This is a genomic window from Mesorhizobium cantuariense, assembly GCF_042647205.1.
GTDB classification, from domain to species: Bacteria; Pseudomonadota; Alphaproteobacteria; order Rhizobiales; family Rhizobiaceae; genus Mesorhizobium; species Mesorhizobium cantuariense.
This window is the reverse complement of the sequence record NZ_JBHRVD010000001.1, coordinates 1689343-1708679: the sequence shown is the minus strand read 5'-3', so window position 1 is coordinate 1708679 and position 19337 is coordinate 1689343. Positions and strand designations below refer to the sequence as shown.

The 19337-nt window shown below is 63.2% G+C and carries 17 protein-coding genes; 6 read left to right on the top strand and 11 right to left on the bottom strand.

From position 1 onward, the window contains the following. Positions 1-2 precede the first annotated feature (2 nt). Entirely contained in the window at positions 3-1037 is a 1035-nt protein-coding gene (locus ACFOJ9_RS07845; RefSeq protein WP_378978258.1) for a Gfo/Idh/MocA family protein, read from the top strand. Then, on the top strand, positions 1034-2872 hold the full coding sequence (gene apnL / locus ACFOJ9_RS07840; RefSeq protein ID WP_378978256.1) for a D-apionate lactonase: 1839 nt from the start codon (positions 1034-1036) through the stop codon (positions 2870-2872). Before ACFOJ9_RS07845 ends, apnL begins: the two co-directional genes overlap by 4 nt. A gap of 10 nt (positions 2873-2882) precedes the next feature. Here apnL and ACFOJ9_RS07835 read toward each other — a convergent pair whose 3' ends face one another. Further along, a complete protein-coding gene (locus ACFOJ9_RS07835) occupies positions 2883-3596 on the bottom strand; it encodes a transcriptional regulator NanR (RefSeq protein WP_378978254.1) in 714 nt (237 codons plus the stop codon). Between the two features lie 186 nt (positions 3597-3782). Here ACFOJ9_RS07835 and oiaX point away from each other — a divergent pair, with 186 nt between their 5' ends. The 4 genes from oiaX to dhaL all read left to right on the top strand — a co-directional run bounded on the left by oiaX (position 3783) and on the right by dhaL (position 8178). Continuing rightward, a complete protein-coding gene (gene oiaX, locus ACFOJ9_RS07830; RefSeq protein WP_378978252.1) occupies positions 3783-5033 on the top strand; it encodes a 3-oxo-isoapionate-4-phosphate decarboxylase OiaX in 1251 nt (416 codons plus the stop codon). A 4-nt stretch (positions 5034-5037) separates the two neighbouring features. Continuing rightward, positions 5038-6372, top strand: a complete 1335-nt coding sequence (locus tag ACFOJ9_RS07825) for a four-carbon acid sugar kinase family protein (protein ID WP_378978250.1) — start codon at positions 5038-5040, stop codon at positions 6370-6372. Between the two features lie 129 nt (positions 6373-6501). Beyond that, complete coding sequence (locus ACFOJ9_RS07820; protein WP_378978248.1) at positions 6502-7509, top strand: dihydroxyacetone kinase subunit DhaK; 1008 nt, start codon at positions 6502-6504, stop codon at positions 7507-7509. Positions 7510-7536: 27 nt separating this feature from the next. Beyond that, positions 7537-8178, top strand: coding sequence for a dihydroxyacetone kinase subunit DhaL (gene dhaL, locus ACFOJ9_RS07815; protein WP_378978246.1), 642 nt, complete (start codon positions 7537-7539; stop codon positions 8176-8178). A 24-nt stretch (positions 8179-8202) separates the two neighbouring features. Here dhaL and derI read toward each other — a convergent pair whose 3' ends face one another. The 10 genes from derI to ACFOJ9_RS07765 all read right to left on the bottom strand — a co-directional run bounded on the left by derI (position 8203) and on the right by ACFOJ9_RS07765 (position 18990). After that, a complete protein-coding gene (derI, locus tag ACFOJ9_RS07810) occupies positions 8203-8640 on the bottom strand; it encodes a D-erythrulose-4-phosphate isomerase (protein ID WP_126068158.1) in 438 nt (145 codons plus the stop codon). Between the two features lie 29 nt (positions 8641-8669). Continuing rightward, on the bottom strand, positions 8670-9437 hold the full coding sequence (locus ACFOJ9_RS07805) for a triose-phosphate isomerase (RefSeq protein WP_378978244.1): 768 nt from the start codon (positions 9435-9437) through the stop codon (positions 8670-8672). Positions 9438-9493: 56 nt separating this feature from the next. Further along, complete coding sequence (locus ACFOJ9_RS07800) at positions 9494-10432, bottom strand: sugar phosphate isomerase/epimerase family protein (RefSeq protein ID WP_378978242.1); 939 nt, start codon at positions 10430-10432, stop codon at positions 9494-9496. Then, complete coding sequence (locus ACFOJ9_RS07795; protein ID WP_378978240.1) at positions 10432-11949, bottom strand: glycerol-3-phosphate dehydrogenase; 1518 nt, start codon at positions 11947-11949, stop codon at positions 10432-10434. The genes ACFOJ9_RS07800 and ACFOJ9_RS07795 overlap by 1 nt, the downstream gene beginning before the upstream one ends. Next, the gene (locus ACFOJ9_RS07790; RefSeq protein WP_378978238.1) at positions 11946-13505 is read right to left on the bottom strand and encodes an FGGY-family carbohydrate kinase; all 1560 of its coding nucleotides are present in this window, start codon (positions 13503-13505) and stop codon (positions 11946-11948) included. The genes ACFOJ9_RS07795 and ACFOJ9_RS07790 overlap by 4 nt, the downstream gene beginning before the upstream one ends. Before the next feature lie 106 nt (positions 13506-13611). Beyond that, positions 13612-14553 carry a D-ribose ABC transporter substrate-binding protein gene (locus tag ACFOJ9_RS07785; protein ID WP_013533072.1) on the bottom strand — a complete coding sequence of 314 codons (942 nt, stop codon included), beginning with the start codon at positions 14551-14553 and terminating at the stop codon, positions 13612-13614. 38 nt (positions 14554-14591) lie between these two features. Next, a complete protein-coding gene (locus tag ACFOJ9_RS07780) occupies positions 14592-15725 on the bottom strand; it encodes an ABC transporter permease (RefSeq protein WP_378978235.1) in 1134 nt (377 codons plus the stop codon). A 26-nt stretch (positions 15726-15751) separates the two neighbouring features. Next, the gene (locus ACFOJ9_RS07775) at positions 15752-17293 is read right to left on the bottom strand and encodes a sugar ABC transporter ATP-binding protein (RefSeq protein ID WP_378978233.1); all 1542 of its coding nucleotides are present in this window, start codon (positions 17291-17293) and stop codon (positions 15752-15754) included. Then, positions 17290-17946 (bottom strand): DUF2291 family protein, encoded by a 657-nt coding sequence (locus ACFOJ9_RS07770; RefSeq protein ID WP_378978231.1) that lies wholly within the window; start codon positions 17944-17946, stop codon positions 17290-17292. Before ACFOJ9_RS07770 ends, ACFOJ9_RS07775 begins: the two co-directional genes overlap by 4 nt. Positions 17947-17979: 33 nt before the next feature. Beyond that, positions 17980-18990 carry a sugar-binding transcriptional regulator gene (locus ACFOJ9_RS07765; RefSeq protein WP_378978229.1) on the bottom strand — a complete coding sequence of 337 codons (1011 nt, stop codon included), beginning with the start codon at positions 18988-18990 and terminating at the stop codon, positions 17980-17982. Positions 18991-19337: the final 347 nt, after the last annotated feature.

The window sequence follows — 19337 nt, the reverse complement described above, 5'->3', positions numbered from 1 at the left end:
TCATGGCGGAGTTGCGTGGAGCGCTGATCGGCTGCGGCTTCTTTGCCGTCAACCAGATGCATGCCTGGCGCGACATCGCAGGCGCCTCGATCGTCGCCATCTGCGACCGTGATCCGGAGCGGCTCAAGATCGTCGGCGACCAGTTCGGCATTGCGAAGCGCTATACCGATGCGGCGGAACTTTTTGCCGGCGAGAGTCTCGACTTCGTCGACATCGCCACCACCGCGCCCAGCCATCGTCCGCTTGTCGAGATGGCGGCCGCCCATCGCGTTCCGGTTATCTGCCAAAAGCCGTTCGCGCCGACGCTCGCCGACGCCAAGGCGATGGTCGGGGCGTGCGCTCAAGCCGGCGTACCGCTGATGGTGCATGAGAATTTTCGCTGGCAGTCGCCGATCCAGGCGGTGCGCGCCGTGCTCGACAGCGGCGAGATCGGCACGCCCTTCTTCGGGCGCATCTCCTTCCGCTCCGCCTATGACGTGTTTTCCGGCCAGCCCTATCTGGCGACGGGAAAGCGCTTCATCATCGAGGACCTCGGTATCCATATCCTCGACATCGCCCGTTTCCTGCTGGGCGACGTGTCTGTCATCACCACGCGAACGGTGCGCATCAACCCCGGCATATCAGGCGAGGACGTAGCAACGATGCTGATGGATCACGACAGCGGTGCCATCTCGGTGGTCGATTGCAGCTACGCGACGAAGCTCGCCACGGAGCCGTTTCCCGAGACGCTGATCGAGATCGACGGCAGCGACGGCACGATCCGGCTGGCGCAGGGATACCGGCTCACCGTCACCGGCAAGAGCGGCACGGCCATCACCGACGTCTCGCCGCCGCTGCTGCCATGGGCCTCGCGTCCCTGGCACAACATCCAGGAAAGCGTCGTCGCCATCCAGCAGCACTGGGTCGACTGCCTCGCAAAGGGGATCGAACCGGCGACCTCGGGCGCGGACAATCTCAAGACGTTCGCGCTGGTCGAGGCGGCTTACGCCGGTGCCGCGAGCCGGCAACCGGTGCAGCTCGACACCTTGCTGAAATGACCGCCGACGCCTTCCTGCTTTACGGCACGCGTGCGGTCGAGGCCGAGCCGGTCAGGCTCAGCGCAGGCGCGCTGAGCGCGGACTTCGTCAACGGCAATCTGCGCACCATCCGGCATAGCGGCACCGAAGTGCTGCGCGCCATCGCCTATATCGTGCGCGACCGCGACTGGGGCACTTACGAGCCGGCGTTGACGGACCTGATCATCAACCAGGACGCCGACGCTTTTTCGGTCAGCTATTCGGCCAGCTGTGTAGCCCTCGACGGAAGCCGGCTCGGCTTCCGCGCCACCATCAAAGGCTCCGCCGATGGCCGGCTGGTCTTCGACGTCAGCGCCTTTCCCGAAAGCGATTTCGAAACCAATCGCTGCGGCTTCTGCATCCTGCACCCGATCGCCGGCCTCGCCGGCAGCCCGGTCACTGTCGAGCATACGGACGGTAGTATCGTCGCAACGAAACTTCCCGAGCTGATCGACCCCTGGCAGCCTTTCAAGGATATCCGCGCCATCACCCATCAGGTTCGGCCTGGCGTCACCGCCGAATGCCGGATGGAAGGTGACGTGTTCGAAATGGAGGACCAGCGCAACTGGTCCGATGCATCCTACAAGACCTATGTGCGGCCGCTGGCGCTGCCATGGCCCTATGTGCTGCCTGCCGGCCTGCCCCTGCGCCAAACGATCAGCCTGCGCATCGCAGGCGAAGGCAAAGCGCCGGCTGCCACCGTGGCCAGCGAACCGGTCCGCGTCGAACTCGGCGAGGTCGGACCAAGGCTGCCCGATGTCGGCGTGGTCATCTATCCCGAGGATGTCGAGACGGCGCTGGCGAACCTCTCCACGCTGGCGGCACTCGGCCCACAACAGCTGCTGTTTCACTACGATCCAACGCGCGGCCACGGGCTCGACGCCTTGCGTGCTTTCGCCCGGCTCGCAACTGCCTACCCAGCTGAAACGACCCTCGAATGCGTCGTTGCCTGTGCTGGCGATCTTGACGCCGAGCTGTCAGGCGTCGCCGACCTAGTGCGCCAGGCCGGGCTGAAACTCTCGGCCGTTGCCGTCTCGCCTTCGGTCGACCGGCAGTCGACACCGCCGGGCAGCGCGTGGCCTGAGTGTCCGCCGCTCGAAGAAGTCTATGCGGCGGCGCGGTGCGCCTTCTCCGATATCCGCCTCGGCGGCGGCATGTTCAGCTATTTCACCGAACTCAACCGCAAACGCGTGCCGGCGGACCAGCTCGATTTCGTCACCCATTGCACCTGCCCGATCGTGCATGCCGCCGACGATCTCAGCATCATGCAATCGCTGGAGGCGCTGCCTTTCATCACCCAGTCGGCATGGGCGATCTTCGGGGCAAAGCCCTACCGGATCGGTCCGTCGACGATTGCCATGCGCAAGAACCCCTATGGCGGAGCGACCAAACCCAATCCCGGCGGACAGCGCACCGCCATGGCCGACAGCGATCCTCGCCATGCCGGCCTGTTTGCGGCGGCATGGACGATCGGCTATGCCGCGCGCGTCGCTCCCGCCGGACTGGAACAGCTCACGCTCTCCAGCTTCACCGGACCGTTCGGCGTGCTGGCGTTATCCGGAGAACCCGTTGCGGAAGGATCGCCCCGGCCGATCTTCAGGGCTATCAAGGGGCTTTGCGAACTGGCTGGCCTTGCGCATGTGGCGGCAAGGACGAGCGATCAGACCAAGGTGCTGGCGCTGGCTGGACGCTCGGCCTCGGGCAAGACTGTCGTGTGGCTGGCGAACCTGACGGCGGACGATGTGCCGGTCAACATTTCAGTGCTTGGCCGAGGCCATCTCGTGATGACGCCTTACGCCATCACCCGGCTCGGCTGATCCGCCGAGATCACTTTTCGGAATTCATCACATAGAGCGCGCGCGAGCGTTCAAGATGCTTGATCATCGCCTTCTCGGCGCCGTCGGCATCCTTCTTCTCGATGCGGCCGATGATCTCTTCGTGCTCGGTCAGCGTGAACTTTTCCTTGCCGGTCCAGATCAGCATTTCGGTGTGATATTCCTTCAACCAGCCCAGCATCGCCTCGCTGACTGCGACATAGATCGGGTTGCCGGAGATCGCGGCGATCTGGGTATGGAATTTCATGTCGGCGGATATGAAGGCCTCGGAATCGCCACGGAAGCCGCGCTGTTCGGCAACGGTGGCCCTGAGCCGCTGCACATCCTCGGCGGTGGCCTTTTCAGCGGCTTCCCTGACCATGCCGCGCTCGAAGAAGATGCGCGCGGTCTTCAGGTGCTCGAGCGTGTCCTTCGACGACGACAGGATGATCTTGGCGGCGCCATCGACCTGCTTGATGATCGACTTTGCCGTGAGCTGCAGCACCTTGGCGCGTTCGCCATGCGAGATCGCGACCAGGCCCATATTGCTCAGCGCCTGCATCGCCTCGCGAATCGCCGGCCTGCCGACCTCGAAGCGCTCCATCAGTTCGCGCTCCGACGGCATGTCGTCGCCCGGCATCAATTCGCCGCTGCTGATGAGGCGCTTCAGCCGCAAGAAGACCTCGTCGGAAAGCTTGCGCCGGACAATCGGTTCCGAACGGTTCATCGTCGCGAATCACTCCCTTGACCGGCCCCTATTTAGCATTGCTGCCGCGATTCCCGGAATGATTGTCCGTCAACCAGCGTGTGTCTGGCGAGCAGGATATCGCTTGCAATACTTATGTACTCATTATACCAGATTTCGTGGATCGGGGAACTTTTTTCGAATGCATTCGGCCTGAGACAGCAGACCATGATCACCCTCACTTATCGCATCGAAACGCCTGGAAGCATCGAAGCGCTGGCAGCCAAGATCGCCAGCGACCAGTCGACCGGCACCTTCGTCGCGCTGCCCGGCGAGACCGAGGAGCTGAAGGCCCGGGTGGCGGCGCGCGTGCTGGCGATCCGGCCTCTGCCCGATGCCGAGCGGCCGTCGCTGCCCGACGCAGGCGACGGGCCATTCAGACGCGCCGATGTCGACATTGCCTTTCCGTTCGATGCCATCGGCACCGACCTTTCGGCGCTGATGACGATTGCCATCGGCGGCACCTATTCGATCAAGGGCCTCACCGGAATTCGCGTCGTCGACATGAAGCTGCCGGAGGATTTTCGCGGCGCGCATCCCGGCCCACAGTTCGGTGTCGCCGGCAGCCGCCGACTGACCGGAGTGACGGACCGCCCGATCATCGGCACGATCGTCAAGCCGGCGCTCGGATTGCGACCGCACGAGACGGCGGCAATGGTGGCGGAACTGATCGCCGCCGACATCGACTTCATCAAGGACGATGAGAAACTGATGAGCCCCGCCTATTCGCCGCTTGCCGAGCGGGTGAAGGCGATCATGCCGCTCATCCTCGGCCACGAGCAGAAGACCGGCAAGAAGGTGATGTATGCCTTTGGCATCTCGCATGCGGACCCCGATGAGATGATGCGCAACCACGATCTGGTGGCGAAGGCCGGCGGCAATTGCGCGGTGATCAACATCAATTCGATCGGTTTCGGTGGCATGGCGTTCCTGAGAAAACGCTCCAGCCTGGTGCTGCACGCCCATCGCAACGGCTGGGACATCCTCACCCGCCACCCCGGGCTTGGCATGGACTTCAAGGTCTGGCAGCAGTTCTGGCGGCTGCTCGGCGTCGACCAGTTCCAGATCAACGGCATCGCCTCGAAATACTGGGAGCCGGATGACTCTTTCGTCGACTCCTTCAAGGCGGTGACGACGCCGATCTTTTCACCTGAGGACTGCGCGTTGCCGGTCGCCGGTTCCGGCCAGTGGGGCGGCCAGGCGCCTGAGACATATGCGCGGACCGGACGAACGGTCGATCTTCTCTATCTCTGCGGCGGTGGCATCGTCAGCCATCCGGACGGGCCGGGCGCCGGCGTGCGCGCCGTGCAGCAGGCCTGGCAAGCGGCGGTCGACGGCATTCCGCTTGCCGACTTCGCCCTCAGCCATCCCGAACTGGCGCGGTCGATCGAAAAATTCGGCGACGGCAAGGCAGCCTGAAGCCATGCAAGACCTGCTTCTCAGCTATTATGGCGACGACCTGACCGGCTCGACCGATGTCATGGAGGCGCTCGAACTCGGCGGCGTGCCGACAGTGCTGTTCATGCGCAAGCCGGACGCGGCCCTGCTGTCGCGATTCGCGCATTGCCAAGCGATCGGACTGGCTGGCACCAGCCGCAGCGAGACGCCGCAATGGATGGACACGCATCTGCGCGAAGCCTTTGCCTGGCTGAAAACCTTCAATGCCGAGATCTGCCACTACAAGGTCTGCTCGACCTTCGATTCCAGCCCGACGATCGGCAGCATAGGCCGGGCCATCGAGATCGGCCGCTCGGTGTTCGCGCAAGACAGCGTGCCGCTGCTGGTCGGCGCGCCGCAGCTCAAGCGCTACACCGCCTTCGGCCATCTGTTCGCCGCCTATCGCGACCAATATTTTCGCATCGACCGCCACCCTGTGATGAGCCGTCACCCGACGACGCCGATGGATGAGTCCGATCTGCTGATCCATCTGTCGCGGCAGACGGCGCTGAGCTCCGGGCTGATCGACCTTGCGACGCTGCAGTCCGCGTCGCGGTCGGCGGCGTTCGATCGCCTGATCGGAAACGGCACCGCCATCGTGCTTGTCGATGTCGACAATCTAGAGACGCAGGCTCTGGCCGGCAAGGAGCTGTGGCGCGTTCGCAAGCCCGGCGGCTCTTTTGTCGTCGGCTCGTCCGGGGTCGAGTATGCGTTGCTGGCCGAATGGGCGTCGAATGGCATCGTCAGCGCCGGACAAAGCTTCACGCCACCGGGCGCAGCCGAGCGGATAGCCGTCGTGTCGGGCAGTTGCTCTCCGACCACCGAACGGCAGATCCGGCATGGCCTGACCGACGGTTTCGACGGCATCGAAATCGATCCCGTCGAGCTGGTTTCGCAGGTTTCAGAGCAGGCGATCACACGCGCCACGACAAGCGGCCGTGCCAGTCTGCAAGCCGGGCGCAGTGTCATCCTCTACACCGCGCTCGGTCCCACTGCCGACAGGGGCACCGAAATCGACCGGCAGGAAGGCGCCCGCCACAAGCTTGGCCGCGGCCTCGGAGAAATCCTTCGCAGCCTGACGGTTGAACAGGGCCTGCGGCGCGCGGTCATTGCCGGCGGTGACACGTCGAGCCACGCCCTCGGCGAGATGGGCGTCGATGCCCTGACAATTCGCATGCCGCTGCCCGCTTCGCCGGGTTCGCCGCTTTGCGTTGCCCATTCGCGCGTCAAGGCGATCGACGGACTGGAGGTTGCGCTCAAGGGCGGCCAGGTCGGAACCGATCGCTATTTCTCGGCCATCCGCGACGGCCTCGGCGATTGAAACAGCCAACGCTTGCGTCCAGGTGCTGGCCTGCGGAAACACCTCAACGCGCGAAATGCTCCTTGCCGGGTGGAAATCCCGGTAACACCCGGTATTATCTGCGAAAATACCGAAGCCGGGAGGATGCGGGTGCAGACCAAGAAGATCATCAACGACGGCAACCGCGCCGTCGACGAGATGCTGGAAGGCATTCTCGCCGCGCATCCCCGCCATCTCAAAAGCGTGGACGGCAGTCCACGTTCCATCATCGCCCGCGACGGACCGCGCCAAGGCAAGGTAGGCCTTGTGATTGGCGGCGGCTCGGGCCACGAGCCGAGCTTTCTCGGCTTCGTCGGCAAGGGGTTGGCCGACGCGGCGGCCATCGGCAATGTCTTTGCCTCACCGCCGCCAGACCCGATCCTCGAATGCGCCAAGGCGGTCAGCGGTGGCGCCGGCGTGCTCTTCATGTACGGCAACTATGCCGGCGACGTGATGAATTTCGACATGGCCGCCGAGATGGCTGCCATGGACGACATCGAGGTGCGCACGGTGCTGAGCACCGACGACGTCGCCTCGGCGCCCCTTGGCGACAGGCACAAGCGCCGCGGCGTCGCCGGCAACTTCTTCATCTTCAAGGCTGCCGGTGCTGCCTGCGACCGGATGCTGTCGTTCGACGAATGCGAGCGTATCGCTGGCAAAGCCAACGACCACACCTTCACCATGGGCGTGGCGCTGTCGCCCTGCTCGCTGCCGCAGACCCGCCGGCCGAATTTCGAGATCGGGCCGGACGAGATGGAAATCGGCATGGGCATCCATGGCGAGCCGGGCATCGCGCGCGAAAAGTTGAAGACAGCCGACGAGATCACCGACGAGATGCTGGACAGGATCCTCGACGAGATGGCGCCGACGCGCGGCGACAAGGTCGCCGTGCTCGTCAACTCGCTCGGCTCGACGCCGCTGATGGAACTCTACATCATGAACCGGCGCGTGAAGCAGAGACTTGACGAAATCGGTGTGTCCATCCACGCAAGCTGGGTCGGCAATTACTGCACCTCGCTCGAAATGGCCGGGGCCTCGATCACTTTGCATCGGCTGGACGACGAGTTGCAGACGATGCTGGACCACCCTTGCGACTGCGCCATGTTTCGCGCCGGCTAAACCTGCTCCTCGTCAAGGGACAATAACATGACCACAATCGACACCGCCCGCCTTGCCCGCATGTTCGCAACGATCGCAACCGCCATGTCAGCCGACAGAGACCGGCTGTGCGCGCTAGACGGGGTTATCGGCGACGCCGACCACGGCATTGCGATGGAGCTTGGATTTTCCGCGGCACGCGATGCGGTAGCCGCACTGGATGCCGGGGCGACCGATCCGACCACTTTGCTGAACACGGCGGCAAAGTCGTTCCTGAACGCCGTCGGCGCCTCCTCGGGCCCACTCTACGCCACCGCGTTCATGCGTGGCGCGGCAGCCGTCAAGGGCAAGACGACGCTTGACGATTCGGACGTGGTCTCCCTGTTTCAGGCCATGGCCAAGGGCATTCAGGATCGCGGCAAGGCGGAGCCTGGCGAAAAAACGATGATCGATGCATGGGCGCCCGCAGCGCAGGCGGCGGGCGAAGCGATGGCCTCCGGCAAGGATCTGGCGGGTAGTCTCGAGGCCGCAGCGCAGGCGGCAAAGGCAGGCGCGGAAGCGACCAAGGCGATGATCGCGACCAAGGGCCGAGCCTCACGCCTTGGCGAACGCTCGCTTGGCCATATGGATCCAGGCGCGGCATCCGCCGTGACCGTGATCGAGGCGATGCGGACCGCCCTAACCGACTGATCAGCAGCGGACCCGCCACATATTTCAGCGCTTGGCGTCGAGCTTGTCGACGGCCTGCACATTTGCGGCTGAGGGGCCATTCGGATCGAACTCCGAGGCCAGCCACGCGTCGGCGATCGACTTCGCCAACTCCGGGCCGATGACGCGGGCGCCCATGGTGATGATCTGGGCGTTGTTGGACTTGGCGGCGCGCTCCGCGGAATAGGTGTCGTGGGTCAATGCGGCACGAATGCCCGGCACTTTGTTGGCGGAGATGCTGACGCCGATACCGGTACCGCAGAACAGGATGGCCCGGTCGTAGTTGCCGTCCAGAATTTCGTGGCCGACCTTGGCGGCGATATCGGCGTAGAATCCGGCCTGGCTGAGGTCGACGACCTGCAGTTCCGGCTTGGTGGCGAGATGCTTGGCAATGACGTCGAGCAGCGGCTTGCCGGCGCTATCGGCTCCGAGTGCGATCTTCATGATGATGAACTCCTTTGCTTCGTTGGCAGTCAGCGCGCGATGGCGGCCGACGCTCTTTTCAGAATGTCGATATAGCCTTCCGCTTGCCACGCCGAGCGTCCGATGAACAGGCCGTCGACATGCGGCTGGCCGATCAATTCGGCCGCGTTGCCGGGATTGACGCTGCCGCCGTAAAGCACAGGCGGGGCAGCCGGCAGCCGGTCGGCGGCAACCTTCTTGATGAGCGCCTGCTGCTTGTCGGCATAATCGGCGCTTGCCGGAATGCCCTTCTCGCCGATCGCCCAGACGGGCTCATAGGCAAAGAGAATTTCCGCCTTCAGTTGATCGCCGCTCAGCTCTTGCAGCGCGCCGAGAACCTGTGCCGTCAACACCGCCTCGGCGCGGCCGGATTCACGCTCAGCCAGCGTCTCGCCGACACAAATCAGCGGCACGAAACCGTGCCTGACAGCAGCCGCCATCTTCAGCCCGACAGTCGTATCCGTTTCGCCGAAATGTTCGCGACGCTCGCTGTGGCCGAGTTCGATTACATCCAGCCCGCAGTCTTTCAACATCACTGGCGAAATCTCTCCCGTCCAGGCGCCGGCGTCGGCCCAATGCATGTTCTGTGCGCCGACCTTTACGCGGGTGTTGGCCAGCGCCGCCTTGACCTGGCGCGCGGCGGTGAACGGCGGAATGACGAAAGGCTGTATTGCCTCATCGAAACCCGGCTCGAAGGCCGCCAGCGCATCGGCGAACTGCAACGCCTCCGCCAGCGTCTTGTTCATCTTCCAGCTCGTGCCGACCCAATATGGGGCCATTCTTTTTCTCCTTCGATACTTTGCGGCCGAAGCCGGCTTTCGGGCGGCGCATTCGCTCAGGCTCGAGGCTTGAGACTGTCGCGGCCGCTGTCGATATGAGGCGCCCAGAAATCCACCGACTCGCGGATCATCTCGATAACCTGATGATCCACCGGTTCCCTCTCCCTGAAGGAAAGTTCAAGGCAAATTTCATTGTCGGTACCGCCGCCTTGCCGAACCGCGTCCAGCAGCTTTTGCGGAAGTATGCGGCCGTCCTTGTTGTAGGCGGCCGTGAACGGCCAGTGGCCGCCCTTGTTCATCGACGACTGCTTGATGTGGATGATCGGCGATTGCAAGGGAAACGCTTTCGCCCAGGCATAGGGATCGGTATCGGCAGGATCGGGCGAGGTCACGTCGCCATGGTCGATATCCACCATCATCTTCATCGGTATGGGCAGCTTCGCCGCATCGATTGCGCCTTGCAGCGTGACGCAGCTTTCGATCGTGTGGCCGAACTCGCGGCCGACCGACATCGGCTCCCAGAACAGGTATGTCAGGCCCGCCGCCTTGGCGTGCTCGGCCACTTCGCGCCAGCATTCGAGCGCGATATCGAGCAGTGCCGCCCGCCGTTGCGGATCGTCAAAGTCCTTGTAGGTGAAGATGGCGAACTGCGTGCCCATGCCCGGCGCGCCAAGTTCGGCGGAAATGTCGGCAAACGTCTTGAACCAGTCGACATAATAGCGCCGGACATCCGCATCCGGGTGGCCGAAATGGTTGAGCCGGCCATAGGGCCCGGTCATGCCGGAGGTGATCCTGACACCGGTCCGCGAAAGCGCGCTGTTGAACAGGCGCAGGAATTTGGCAATCGTGGCCGCCGGCCAGCCCGGATTGACGAATTCATGCGTCAGCTGCACGTCGCGGATGCCGATGCCATAGGCGATCGCATCGATCAAATCGTCTGGATCGGCGAAGCGATTGACCAGAGGATTGGTGTTGAGTGAAAGCGTGAAGGCCATCAGTCTACCGTCGCCATGATGTTACCGAACCAGTCTTCGAATGCTTTCCGTTCGGCCGCATCGATATGCAGGCCATGTTTGGTGCGGCGTTCCAGTATATCGGCTGATGTGCCGGCCCATTCGGTTTCGACCAGGAACTTTGCCTCCCGTTCATAGAGATCGGGCCCGAAGCGGCGGCCGAGATCTGCCTCGCCATGCGTACCGGCGAGCAATTGTCTGGCGCGGGTGCCATAGGTTCGAGCGTAGTGCTTCACCAGCGAAGGGCTGAGCCACGAAAATTCTGCATGCAGATCGCTCAGGAACTGCTCGAAGTCCGCATTGGGAAGGTCACCTCCCGGCAAGGGAACTTTGGCCGTCCAGGCTTTCTTCATCGCCGGAAAGAACGGCTGGATCTTTTCCAGCGCATGTTCGGACAGCTTGCGGAAGGTGGTGATCTTGCCGCCGAATACCGAAAGCAGCGGCGCGTTGCCATCGGAGGCGTCGAGTTCGAAAATATAGTCGCGCGTCACCGCACTTGGATTGTCGGCATTGTCGTCATAGAGCGGACGCACGCCGGAAAAGCTGTGGACCACGTCCTGCGGCCTCAGCTGCCGCTTGAAATAGCGATTGACCACCTTGATCAGGTAATCGACTTCGCTGGCCTCGGGGGCCACTTCCTCAGGCCTGCCTTCGTAAGGAATGTCAGTCGTACCGATCAGCGCCAGATCATTCTCGTACGGGTTGACGAAGATCACCCGCTTGTCGTTGTTCTGGATGAGATAGGCCTGACGCCCCTCCCAGAATTTGGGCACGACGATGTGGCTGCCTTTCACCAGGCGAACATTGCGCGTCGAATTCTGCCCGGCGACGCGGCTAACAATGTCGTTGACCCATGGCCCGGCCGCGTTGATCAGCGCCCGCGCGCGGACTTTCGTCACAGCACCCGTGCGGCCATCCTGCATGTCGATCGACCACAGTCCGTTTTCGCGGCGGGCCGCGACACAGGCGGTGCGCGTGAGCACTCTGGCGCCGCGCTGCCTAGCGTCCAAGGCGTTGAGCAGCACCAGACGCGCATCGTCGACCCAGCAATCGGAATATTCGAAACCGCGCTTGAATTCGTCCTTGATCGGTGCCCCTTCCGGCGCTGTCCTCAGGTTCAGCGTTCTTGTCCCCGGCAACCGCTTGCGGCCGCCAAGGTGGTCGTAGAGAAACAGCCCAAGCCGGACCAGCCATGCCGGCCTGTCCTGCGGGCTGTGCGGAAGAACGAAGCGCATGGGCCAGATGATGTGCGGCGCCGCCTCGAGCAGCACCTCGCGTTCGATCAGCGCTTCGCGAACCAGCCGGAATTCATAATACTCGAGATAGCGCAGGCCGCCATGCACCAGCTTGCCGGAGCGCGAACTGGTGCCTTGGGCGAGATCGTCCTTTTCGCACAGGATGACGGACAGCCTGCGACCTGCCGCGTCACGCGCTATGCCGGCCCCATTGACGCCGCCGCCGATCACGAAGAGATCGACGACATCTGTTGTATTGCTCAAGATCTTGCTCCTGTGCGGTGCGCCATGCCCTTCCACACCGGCCGAAGCGCCTGACGCGCCGCAACGAAGGAAGGGAAGAGCGCATCGTAGGTTTGCGACAGCGCCTCGTCATAGGCATCGCAGTCGCCGAGAAGCGGCGTCACCCACTCGGCGGCACAGTCTTCCATGGAGCCATAGACGTTGAGGCCGACCGCAGCCATCATCGCGGCACCCGCCGCGCCGGCTTCCTGGCGGCTGCTGGTGCGCACTTGCGCCCGGGTCGCCGCCGCGATGATGCGGCGTAGCGACGGGCTGCGCGCGGCGCCGCCCGACAGGCGGATCTCGCTCGGCACGGCGCCCATCGCCTGGTAGCAATCACGCGCCGCGAAGGCCAACCCTTCGAGGACGGCGCGCGCCAGATCGCCAAAGCCGTGCTTGACCGAAAGGCCGATGAAGCCCGCGCGTGCGTCAGGGTCGACGAACGGCCCTCGTTCGCCGGCCAGCGATATGTAAGGCTGGTAGATCAGCGATCCCGGCTCCGATCCTTCCACCCAGACATCGAGTGCTTTCAGCAACTCGTCATGAGAAGGTTTGCCGCCAGCCGTGGCGAGCACGTCGCGCGCAAGGCCAAGCAGCCAGTCTATGTTGAGCGTTGCCGCCATATTGGACTGCAATTGTGCAAAGCCACCTGGAACAGGCATGGCGATCGTGTAGCCGGACCCGTCGTCATTCAGCACGACATCATCGGGAGTGGCGGCGAAGCGCGTGTGTATGCCGGTCGAGCCGATGACCGTGCAGCCGACATTGCCTGAGGGATCATAGAGGCCGGCTCCGAGAGCCGTCATGACCATATCCACGTAACCCAGCACCACCGGCGTGCCTTCGAGCAGGCCGGTCTCTCCCGCCGCCGATCGCGACAGCGGATGATGGTCGGTGGTGCCTTCGAGCATGGGAGGCAACAGGCGGCGATGCGTCGCCAGATCCAGACTGTCGAGCACCTCGTCGGAATAGGTCCGCGACCGAAAATCGCCGAAGGTGAATGTTCCTTCGGACGGATCCGTGGCGCGTTCGCCCGTCATCTTGAAGTAGAGCCAATCCTTGCAATGCAGTGCGGTCGCCGCCCGCTCCAGCATGTCCGGATTGTTCCTTTTCATGAAGGCGAGCTGGGCGCCTTGCTGGCAGGAATTAAGCCCCGTGCCGGTCAGCTCGAACCGCCTGCGATCCAGGGGATCGGCGCGCATCTCGTCGACCAGGTGTCCGGCACGGGCGTCGAGCCACAGCCAGGCGCGCGAGACAGGCAAGCCCTCGCCATCGATCAGCCAAGTTCCGTCGCCCTGCCCGGTGATGGCAACCGCCGCGGTTCGTTGCGCGAGGTCGGGGACTTTGGCTGCGAGATCGCGAACGGTCCGCGCCATGTCGCGCCAGGTCTGATCGAGGTCCTGCTCGGCGCCGCCGCCTTCCAGCGTGACGAAGCTGTTGGGCACCGACGTCATGGCGAGCTGCCGCCCGGACAGATCGAAAGCGACCGATTTGATCACCGACGTTCCCGCGTCGATGCCGATCAGCAGGTCTTTCATGCCGCAAATTCCGGTTGGTTACGAAGGCAGTTCACAAGGAGGTCCTTGTCGTCTCAAGCCGTAGAAGAGGCAGGGAGTGTCCGCAAGGACACCCCCTGTGCACGTTTTACTCAGACAACACGAAGGGTGCCGTGTACTTGTCGACATTGTCCTTGGTGATGAGAAGGCAATCGAACAGCTGCTTCTCTGTCGCCGCACCGGTGGCACCCGTCTTGATGAACGAGTCCGCCTGCTGCACGGCCTTGGCCGAGAAGATGGCGACTGGCTGAAGCACGGTGTACTGCAGTTCGCCGGACTTGATCGCCGCAACCGCGTCCGGGGAACCGTCGAAGCCGCCGACCTTGATGCCGGCAAGCTTGCCGGCTTCCTTCAGCGCCGCAACCGCGCCGAGCGCCATTTCGTCATTGCCGCTGATCACGGCGATGATGTCGGGATTGGCCTGCAGCATGCTCTGCATCTTGTCGTGGCCCTGGGTACGATCCCAGTTGGCGACCTGCGAAGCAGCCTTTTCGAGATCCGGATACTGGCTCAGCACAGTCGCGTAACCGTTCGAGCGCGTGGCGGCGTTGTTGTCCGACGGGGCGCCGAGCAGTTCGACATATTTGCCCTTTTCACCGACTGCCTGCACCCACTGCTGGGCACCGAGAGCAGCACCCTGCGCGTTGTTGGAGACGAGCTGACCCTTGGCGAGGCCTTCCTGGTTGATCTCGGCGTTGACGAGGAAGACCGGGATGTTGGCGGCAATCGCCTTCTTCACCGCGCCGACCGAACCATCGGCGTTGGCCGGGTCAAGGATGATCGCCACCGACTTGTTGGTGATGGCGGTGTCGATCAGGTTGCTTTCCGTGTTGGTATCGCCCTTGTGGGCGCCGACATTGGCCGTATAGCCGAGCTTCTCGGCCTCGGCCTTGGCGACATTGCCCTCGGTCAGCCAGTAGGGGTTAGCCGGATCGTTGACGATGATCGAGATCAGGCCAGCGGCCGACGCGGCGGCCGTGAACCCTACCACCATCGCGGCGGCAAGCAGACTTTTCAGCATGGTTTTCATGTACATTCCTCCAATGATTACGCGGTGTTGCTGCCAGTTCACCTGGCAGTCTTCCCTTGGGCAGGATTGGCCGCTTCGGCCTTCCCCCGTTTCTGAGAAGTCGGTTGGCCACCTGTCGAAGCTGGGAGCTTGCTACGGCGGCGATACTGAACGGCATTGAGCAGCACGGCGAGCACGATGACCGCGCCCGTGAACACTGTCTGCCAGTAGGACGAGATGCCGATGATCACCAGACCATCGGACAGGAACCCGATGACGAAGGCCCCGAGCAGGGTTCCGCGGATGTTGCCGCGGCCGCCGGTCAGCGCCGCGCCGCCGATGACGACGGCCGCGATGGCCGTCAGTTCGTAGGTGGTGCCCGCGGTCGGTCCCGCCGACGTCAGCTGCGAGGACAGAATAAGGCCGGCAATGGCGGCACAGACGCCTGACAGCACATAGACGGAAATCTGCACGGACTTGACCGGAACGCCGGACAGTTCGGCCGCGCGCTCATTGCCGCCTGATGCGTAGAGCCAGCGCCCGAAGGCGGTGCGATTCAAGACGATGCTGCCGATGAGCGCGATGACCGCGAGAACCACCACGCCGGTCGGCACGCCGAATAGGCGGTTGAAGCCAAGCGCATCGAAACCGGTGTTTCCGAGCTCCGGCTTGCCGCCGAGATTGTTGTAGGTCAGACCGCTGGTCATCAGCAGCGCCAGGCCGCGCGCCATGTACATGACGCCGAGCGTCGCCACGAAGGCTGGAACCTTGAAGCGCGCGATGAGCACGCCGTTGATCAGCCCGACGCCGGCGCCCAGCATGCAGGCAATCACCGCGACCACCCAGACCGGCGGATAGAGAACGACGCCCAGCCAGGTCAGCGTCACGCCTTGCATCAGGAAGCCGGCGACGACGCCGGCCAAGCCCAGCGTCGACCCCACCGACAGGTCGATGCCGCCATTGAGAATGACGAGAAGCATGCCGACCGCGAGAATTCCGAAGATGGCGACATGCGAGGCCATGGTGAGGAAATTCGCGACCGAAAGGTAGTAAGGCGACAGGATCGAAAAGACGACAATGATGACGATCAGGGCAAAGAAAGCGCGGCCCTCAAGCAGCAGCTTGGCGAGATCAAAGCCTTCGCCGCCCGCGCTTGGACTGGACTGTTTTCTGGCCTGGCTGACGTCGGTCATGGGTCTGGGCTCCGAAACTCTGGTGATCAGGCGACCACGGCTTCGCCGGAGGCGGCCATGATCTGCTCTTTGGTGGCGTTGGCGCCGAATTCAGCTGAAATCCTGCCGCGTCGCATGACGACGATGCGGTGCGCGATGCTGAGGCACTCGTTGACCTCAGAGGTCGAGAAGACGACCGCAAGGCCCTGCGCGGCGCGTTCGCTCAGCAAGCGGAAGACCTCGGCCTTGGCGCCGACATCGATGCCACGGCTCGGCTCGTCGAGGAGGATGACCTTGGGGTTGGTCGTCAGCATCTTGCCGATGACGACCTTCTGCTGATTGCCGCCCGACAGCGATCCGATCATGGCGTTGCCGCCAGCGGTCTTGATGGTCACCTTGCGGATCGAATCTTCGATCAGCCCACGCTCCCTGGAACGGGATAGAAACAGCCCCTTGGCGAACGCCTCGATGCTGGCAAGCGAGAGATTGCGGCCAACAGTCATCGTTTGCACCAGCCCGTCGCGCTGGCGGTCCTCGGGGACCAGCACAAGACCTCTGGAGATGCGCTGGGCAATGCTCAGTCCGGAGACGTCCTCGCCTTCCAGAAGCGCGCGGCCGCCTGCCATCGGCACCCGTCCGGCGACGGCTTCCAGCAATTCCGTGCGCCCGGCGCCCATCAGCCCATAGATGCAGACGATCTCGCCTGCCCGGACGTCCAGCGACAGGTGGTCGACGACGGAATAACCCGAGCCCGAAGTGTCGACGACGCTGACATCCTCGATCGACAGGGCGACCTCGCCAAACGCATGACCGGTCGGCGGCGAGCCGAGATCGAAATTCTCGCCGACCATGTTGCGGACGATCCACTCGAGGTCGATGTCGCTGGCTTCGGCCGTCGCCGTTATCGCGCCGTCGCGCAGGACAACGGCGTAGTCGGTGATCTGCAAGGCTTCTTCGAGATGATGTGAAATGTAGACGATGGAGACGCCGCGGCTGGTCAGGTCGCGGATCACCTTGAACAGCACCTCCACCTCTGTCGCGCTGAGCGCCGAGGTTGGCTCGTCCATGATCAGGATGCGCGAATCGACCGACAGCGCCCGTGCGATCTCGACGATCTGCTGCTGGCCCAGGCGCAGATCCTCGACCAGCGTCATCGGGTCGATATCCTCTTCGAGATCGGCCATCAGGGCGCGCGCCTGGCGCGACTCCTCGGCGAAGTCGAGGCCGGTCCTGGTGCGCAGTTCGCGCCCCATGAAGATGTTGTCGCGAACGCTGAGGTTGGGCGCCAGGCTGAGTTCCTGGTGGATGATCGAGATGCCGCGATCGCGCGCGTCCGAGGACGAGGAAAAGCTGACGAGATTGCCGTCGAGCACGATGTCGCCGGATGTCGGCGTGAACACACCGGACAGGATCTTCATCAGCGTCGACTTGCCGGCGCCATTCTCTCCAAACAGCGTGGTGACCTTGCCGCGATGGATGTCGAAATTGACGCCCTTGAGCGCATGAACGCCGCCATACGACATGACGATGTTGCGCGCCGAAAGCACGGCGTCGCCAGTCGCGGGTCCGGTGTCGGCAGCCAGATTCATTTGACGTCCAGCCTCACCGGAGTGACGAGCCAGCTCTTCGGATTGACCAGCTTGAACGCGCCGACCACCGATATCGTCTTGCCGGTCAAGGCGCTCGTATCGAGCTTTGCCAAGACTTCCTTCTTCATCTCGTTGTTCAGCGCCGAGCCGGCGTCCTGGTACTCGATCTGATTGGTGAACTGGCCGAATGTGATCTTGCCCGTGGCGTCACGAAGCTCGGTGCCGTTGATCGCCGGCCCGGTCTGCACGCGGATCATCAACGTGTCCGGCACACCTTCGACGGCGACCTTGTAGATGCCCGATTTTCCCTCGCCGACGACGCCGCTGAACTTCACCGAGATGACCGGTCCGACGCCGGCCGGGACGCCGTATTCCTTCTCGGCCGTCGCCCTGTCCTTGGCGATCGCCGTCGCCACCGTCACCGCGTCTGCGGCACGCGTCTCGACGTCGGCCTGCACCTTGGGAAATTCCGACTTGCCGTAGTCTGCTGCGGAAAAGACGGCGCTGCGAACGTCACCGGCGGATCCGATCCTGACCATTTTGGTGTCGAGCGCCATGGCGCCGAGCAGGACGACAACCGCGGCGCCGGCAAGTGCCCGGCGCAGGCCGGGCGAGGTCTGCCGGGTCGATGCGGCGGTGGCCTTCGCGCTCATGACGCAACCGCCAGCAAGGCAGATCTGCCGTTGTCACGCATTTGACGATCCTCCGTTCACATGGCGCTTCGCACCATTGGATTGGTTCTGTTCGACAAGGGCACGGGCGGTGGACTCGTCGGTGATCAGGCCGCTCAGATATCGGCTTTCGAGCACCGCTTTGATGGCGCGTATTTTCACCTTGCCGCCGGCAACGGCGACGATCCTGCGGCCTTTCAACTGGTCCCGCGGCAGTGCCAGAATTCTGTCCGACAGTGCCGTTTCCACCGGGCGTCCCTTGTCGTCGAAGAAGTGGGCGAGCAGCTCGCCGACGCCGCCATCGCGTTTGACTTCATCGATTTCGGAATGTTCGATCATGCCGGTAGCGACCAGCGAAGCCTCCCGCTCGGCAGTGCCTATACCGACGAACATCAGATCGGACCGGCTTGCCAAATCGAAGACATCACTGATGCCGCGCTGGCCAAGCAGCACTTCGCGGTCCTCGGCGGTGTTGGCGACGAAAGGCACCGGCATCACATAGGCCTGCGCGCCGGTCCGTTCAGCCAGACGATGCATGACGTCGTGCGGGTTGGCCGCGAATTTGCGCGTCACACCGCCAAGCAGCGAGACGAAACGGATATGGGCGGCGGCGGTGCGCGTCAGATATTCGACGCTTGCCGCAAGGGTGCGGCCGTGGCCGACGCCGATCAGCATATCCTCGCCGCGATCGATCTCGCGCTTCAGAAACTGCGCGCCGGCGATGCCAAGCGCCTTCAACGGCAATTCGTCCTGATCGAGATCAGGAACGACCTCGCAGTAATCGAGTCCATAAGCATCGATCAGCCGCTGCTCGAGATCGATGCATTCGCCGACATCGCCGTCGATGATCACCCTGACAAGGCCATCCTGGGTGGCCCGGGTGATGAGCCGATGCGCCTTGAGGCTGGTCAGACCGAGCCGCTTGGCCACCTGGGCCTGCGTGAGACCCCCGGCATAGTGAAGCCAAGCCGCGCGCGTGGCGAGGCTGGATTCGTGGTCGCGGTTAGCGGTTCCGCCGGATTTCAAGCCATCTCCTCCCCAGGATGATATTATTATCTTTGTGTGCAAAAATTTTCACATCCCGGCATCGCTGTCAATCCCTCGCCGAATTTGGCGCATGCGCATGCGGGGAATTCACAGTCTCGCTTCTTCCCGAAACGCCGGTCTGCCGGCGTTTCGGCAGGCAACGTTGGCCTATTAGGAGGCCCGCATGTTGCCTGATCATAGTGTGGTGTTAATTTAACGTCAATCTGTGTTATTTCCTGCTGCTATCAGCGGGAATGCGCAACTCATCGCTGCCATAATCTGTATCAACTATCTGTTTCTGATCAGTTATATTCAAGGATTGGAAAATCCCAATCCGGCTGTGAGTT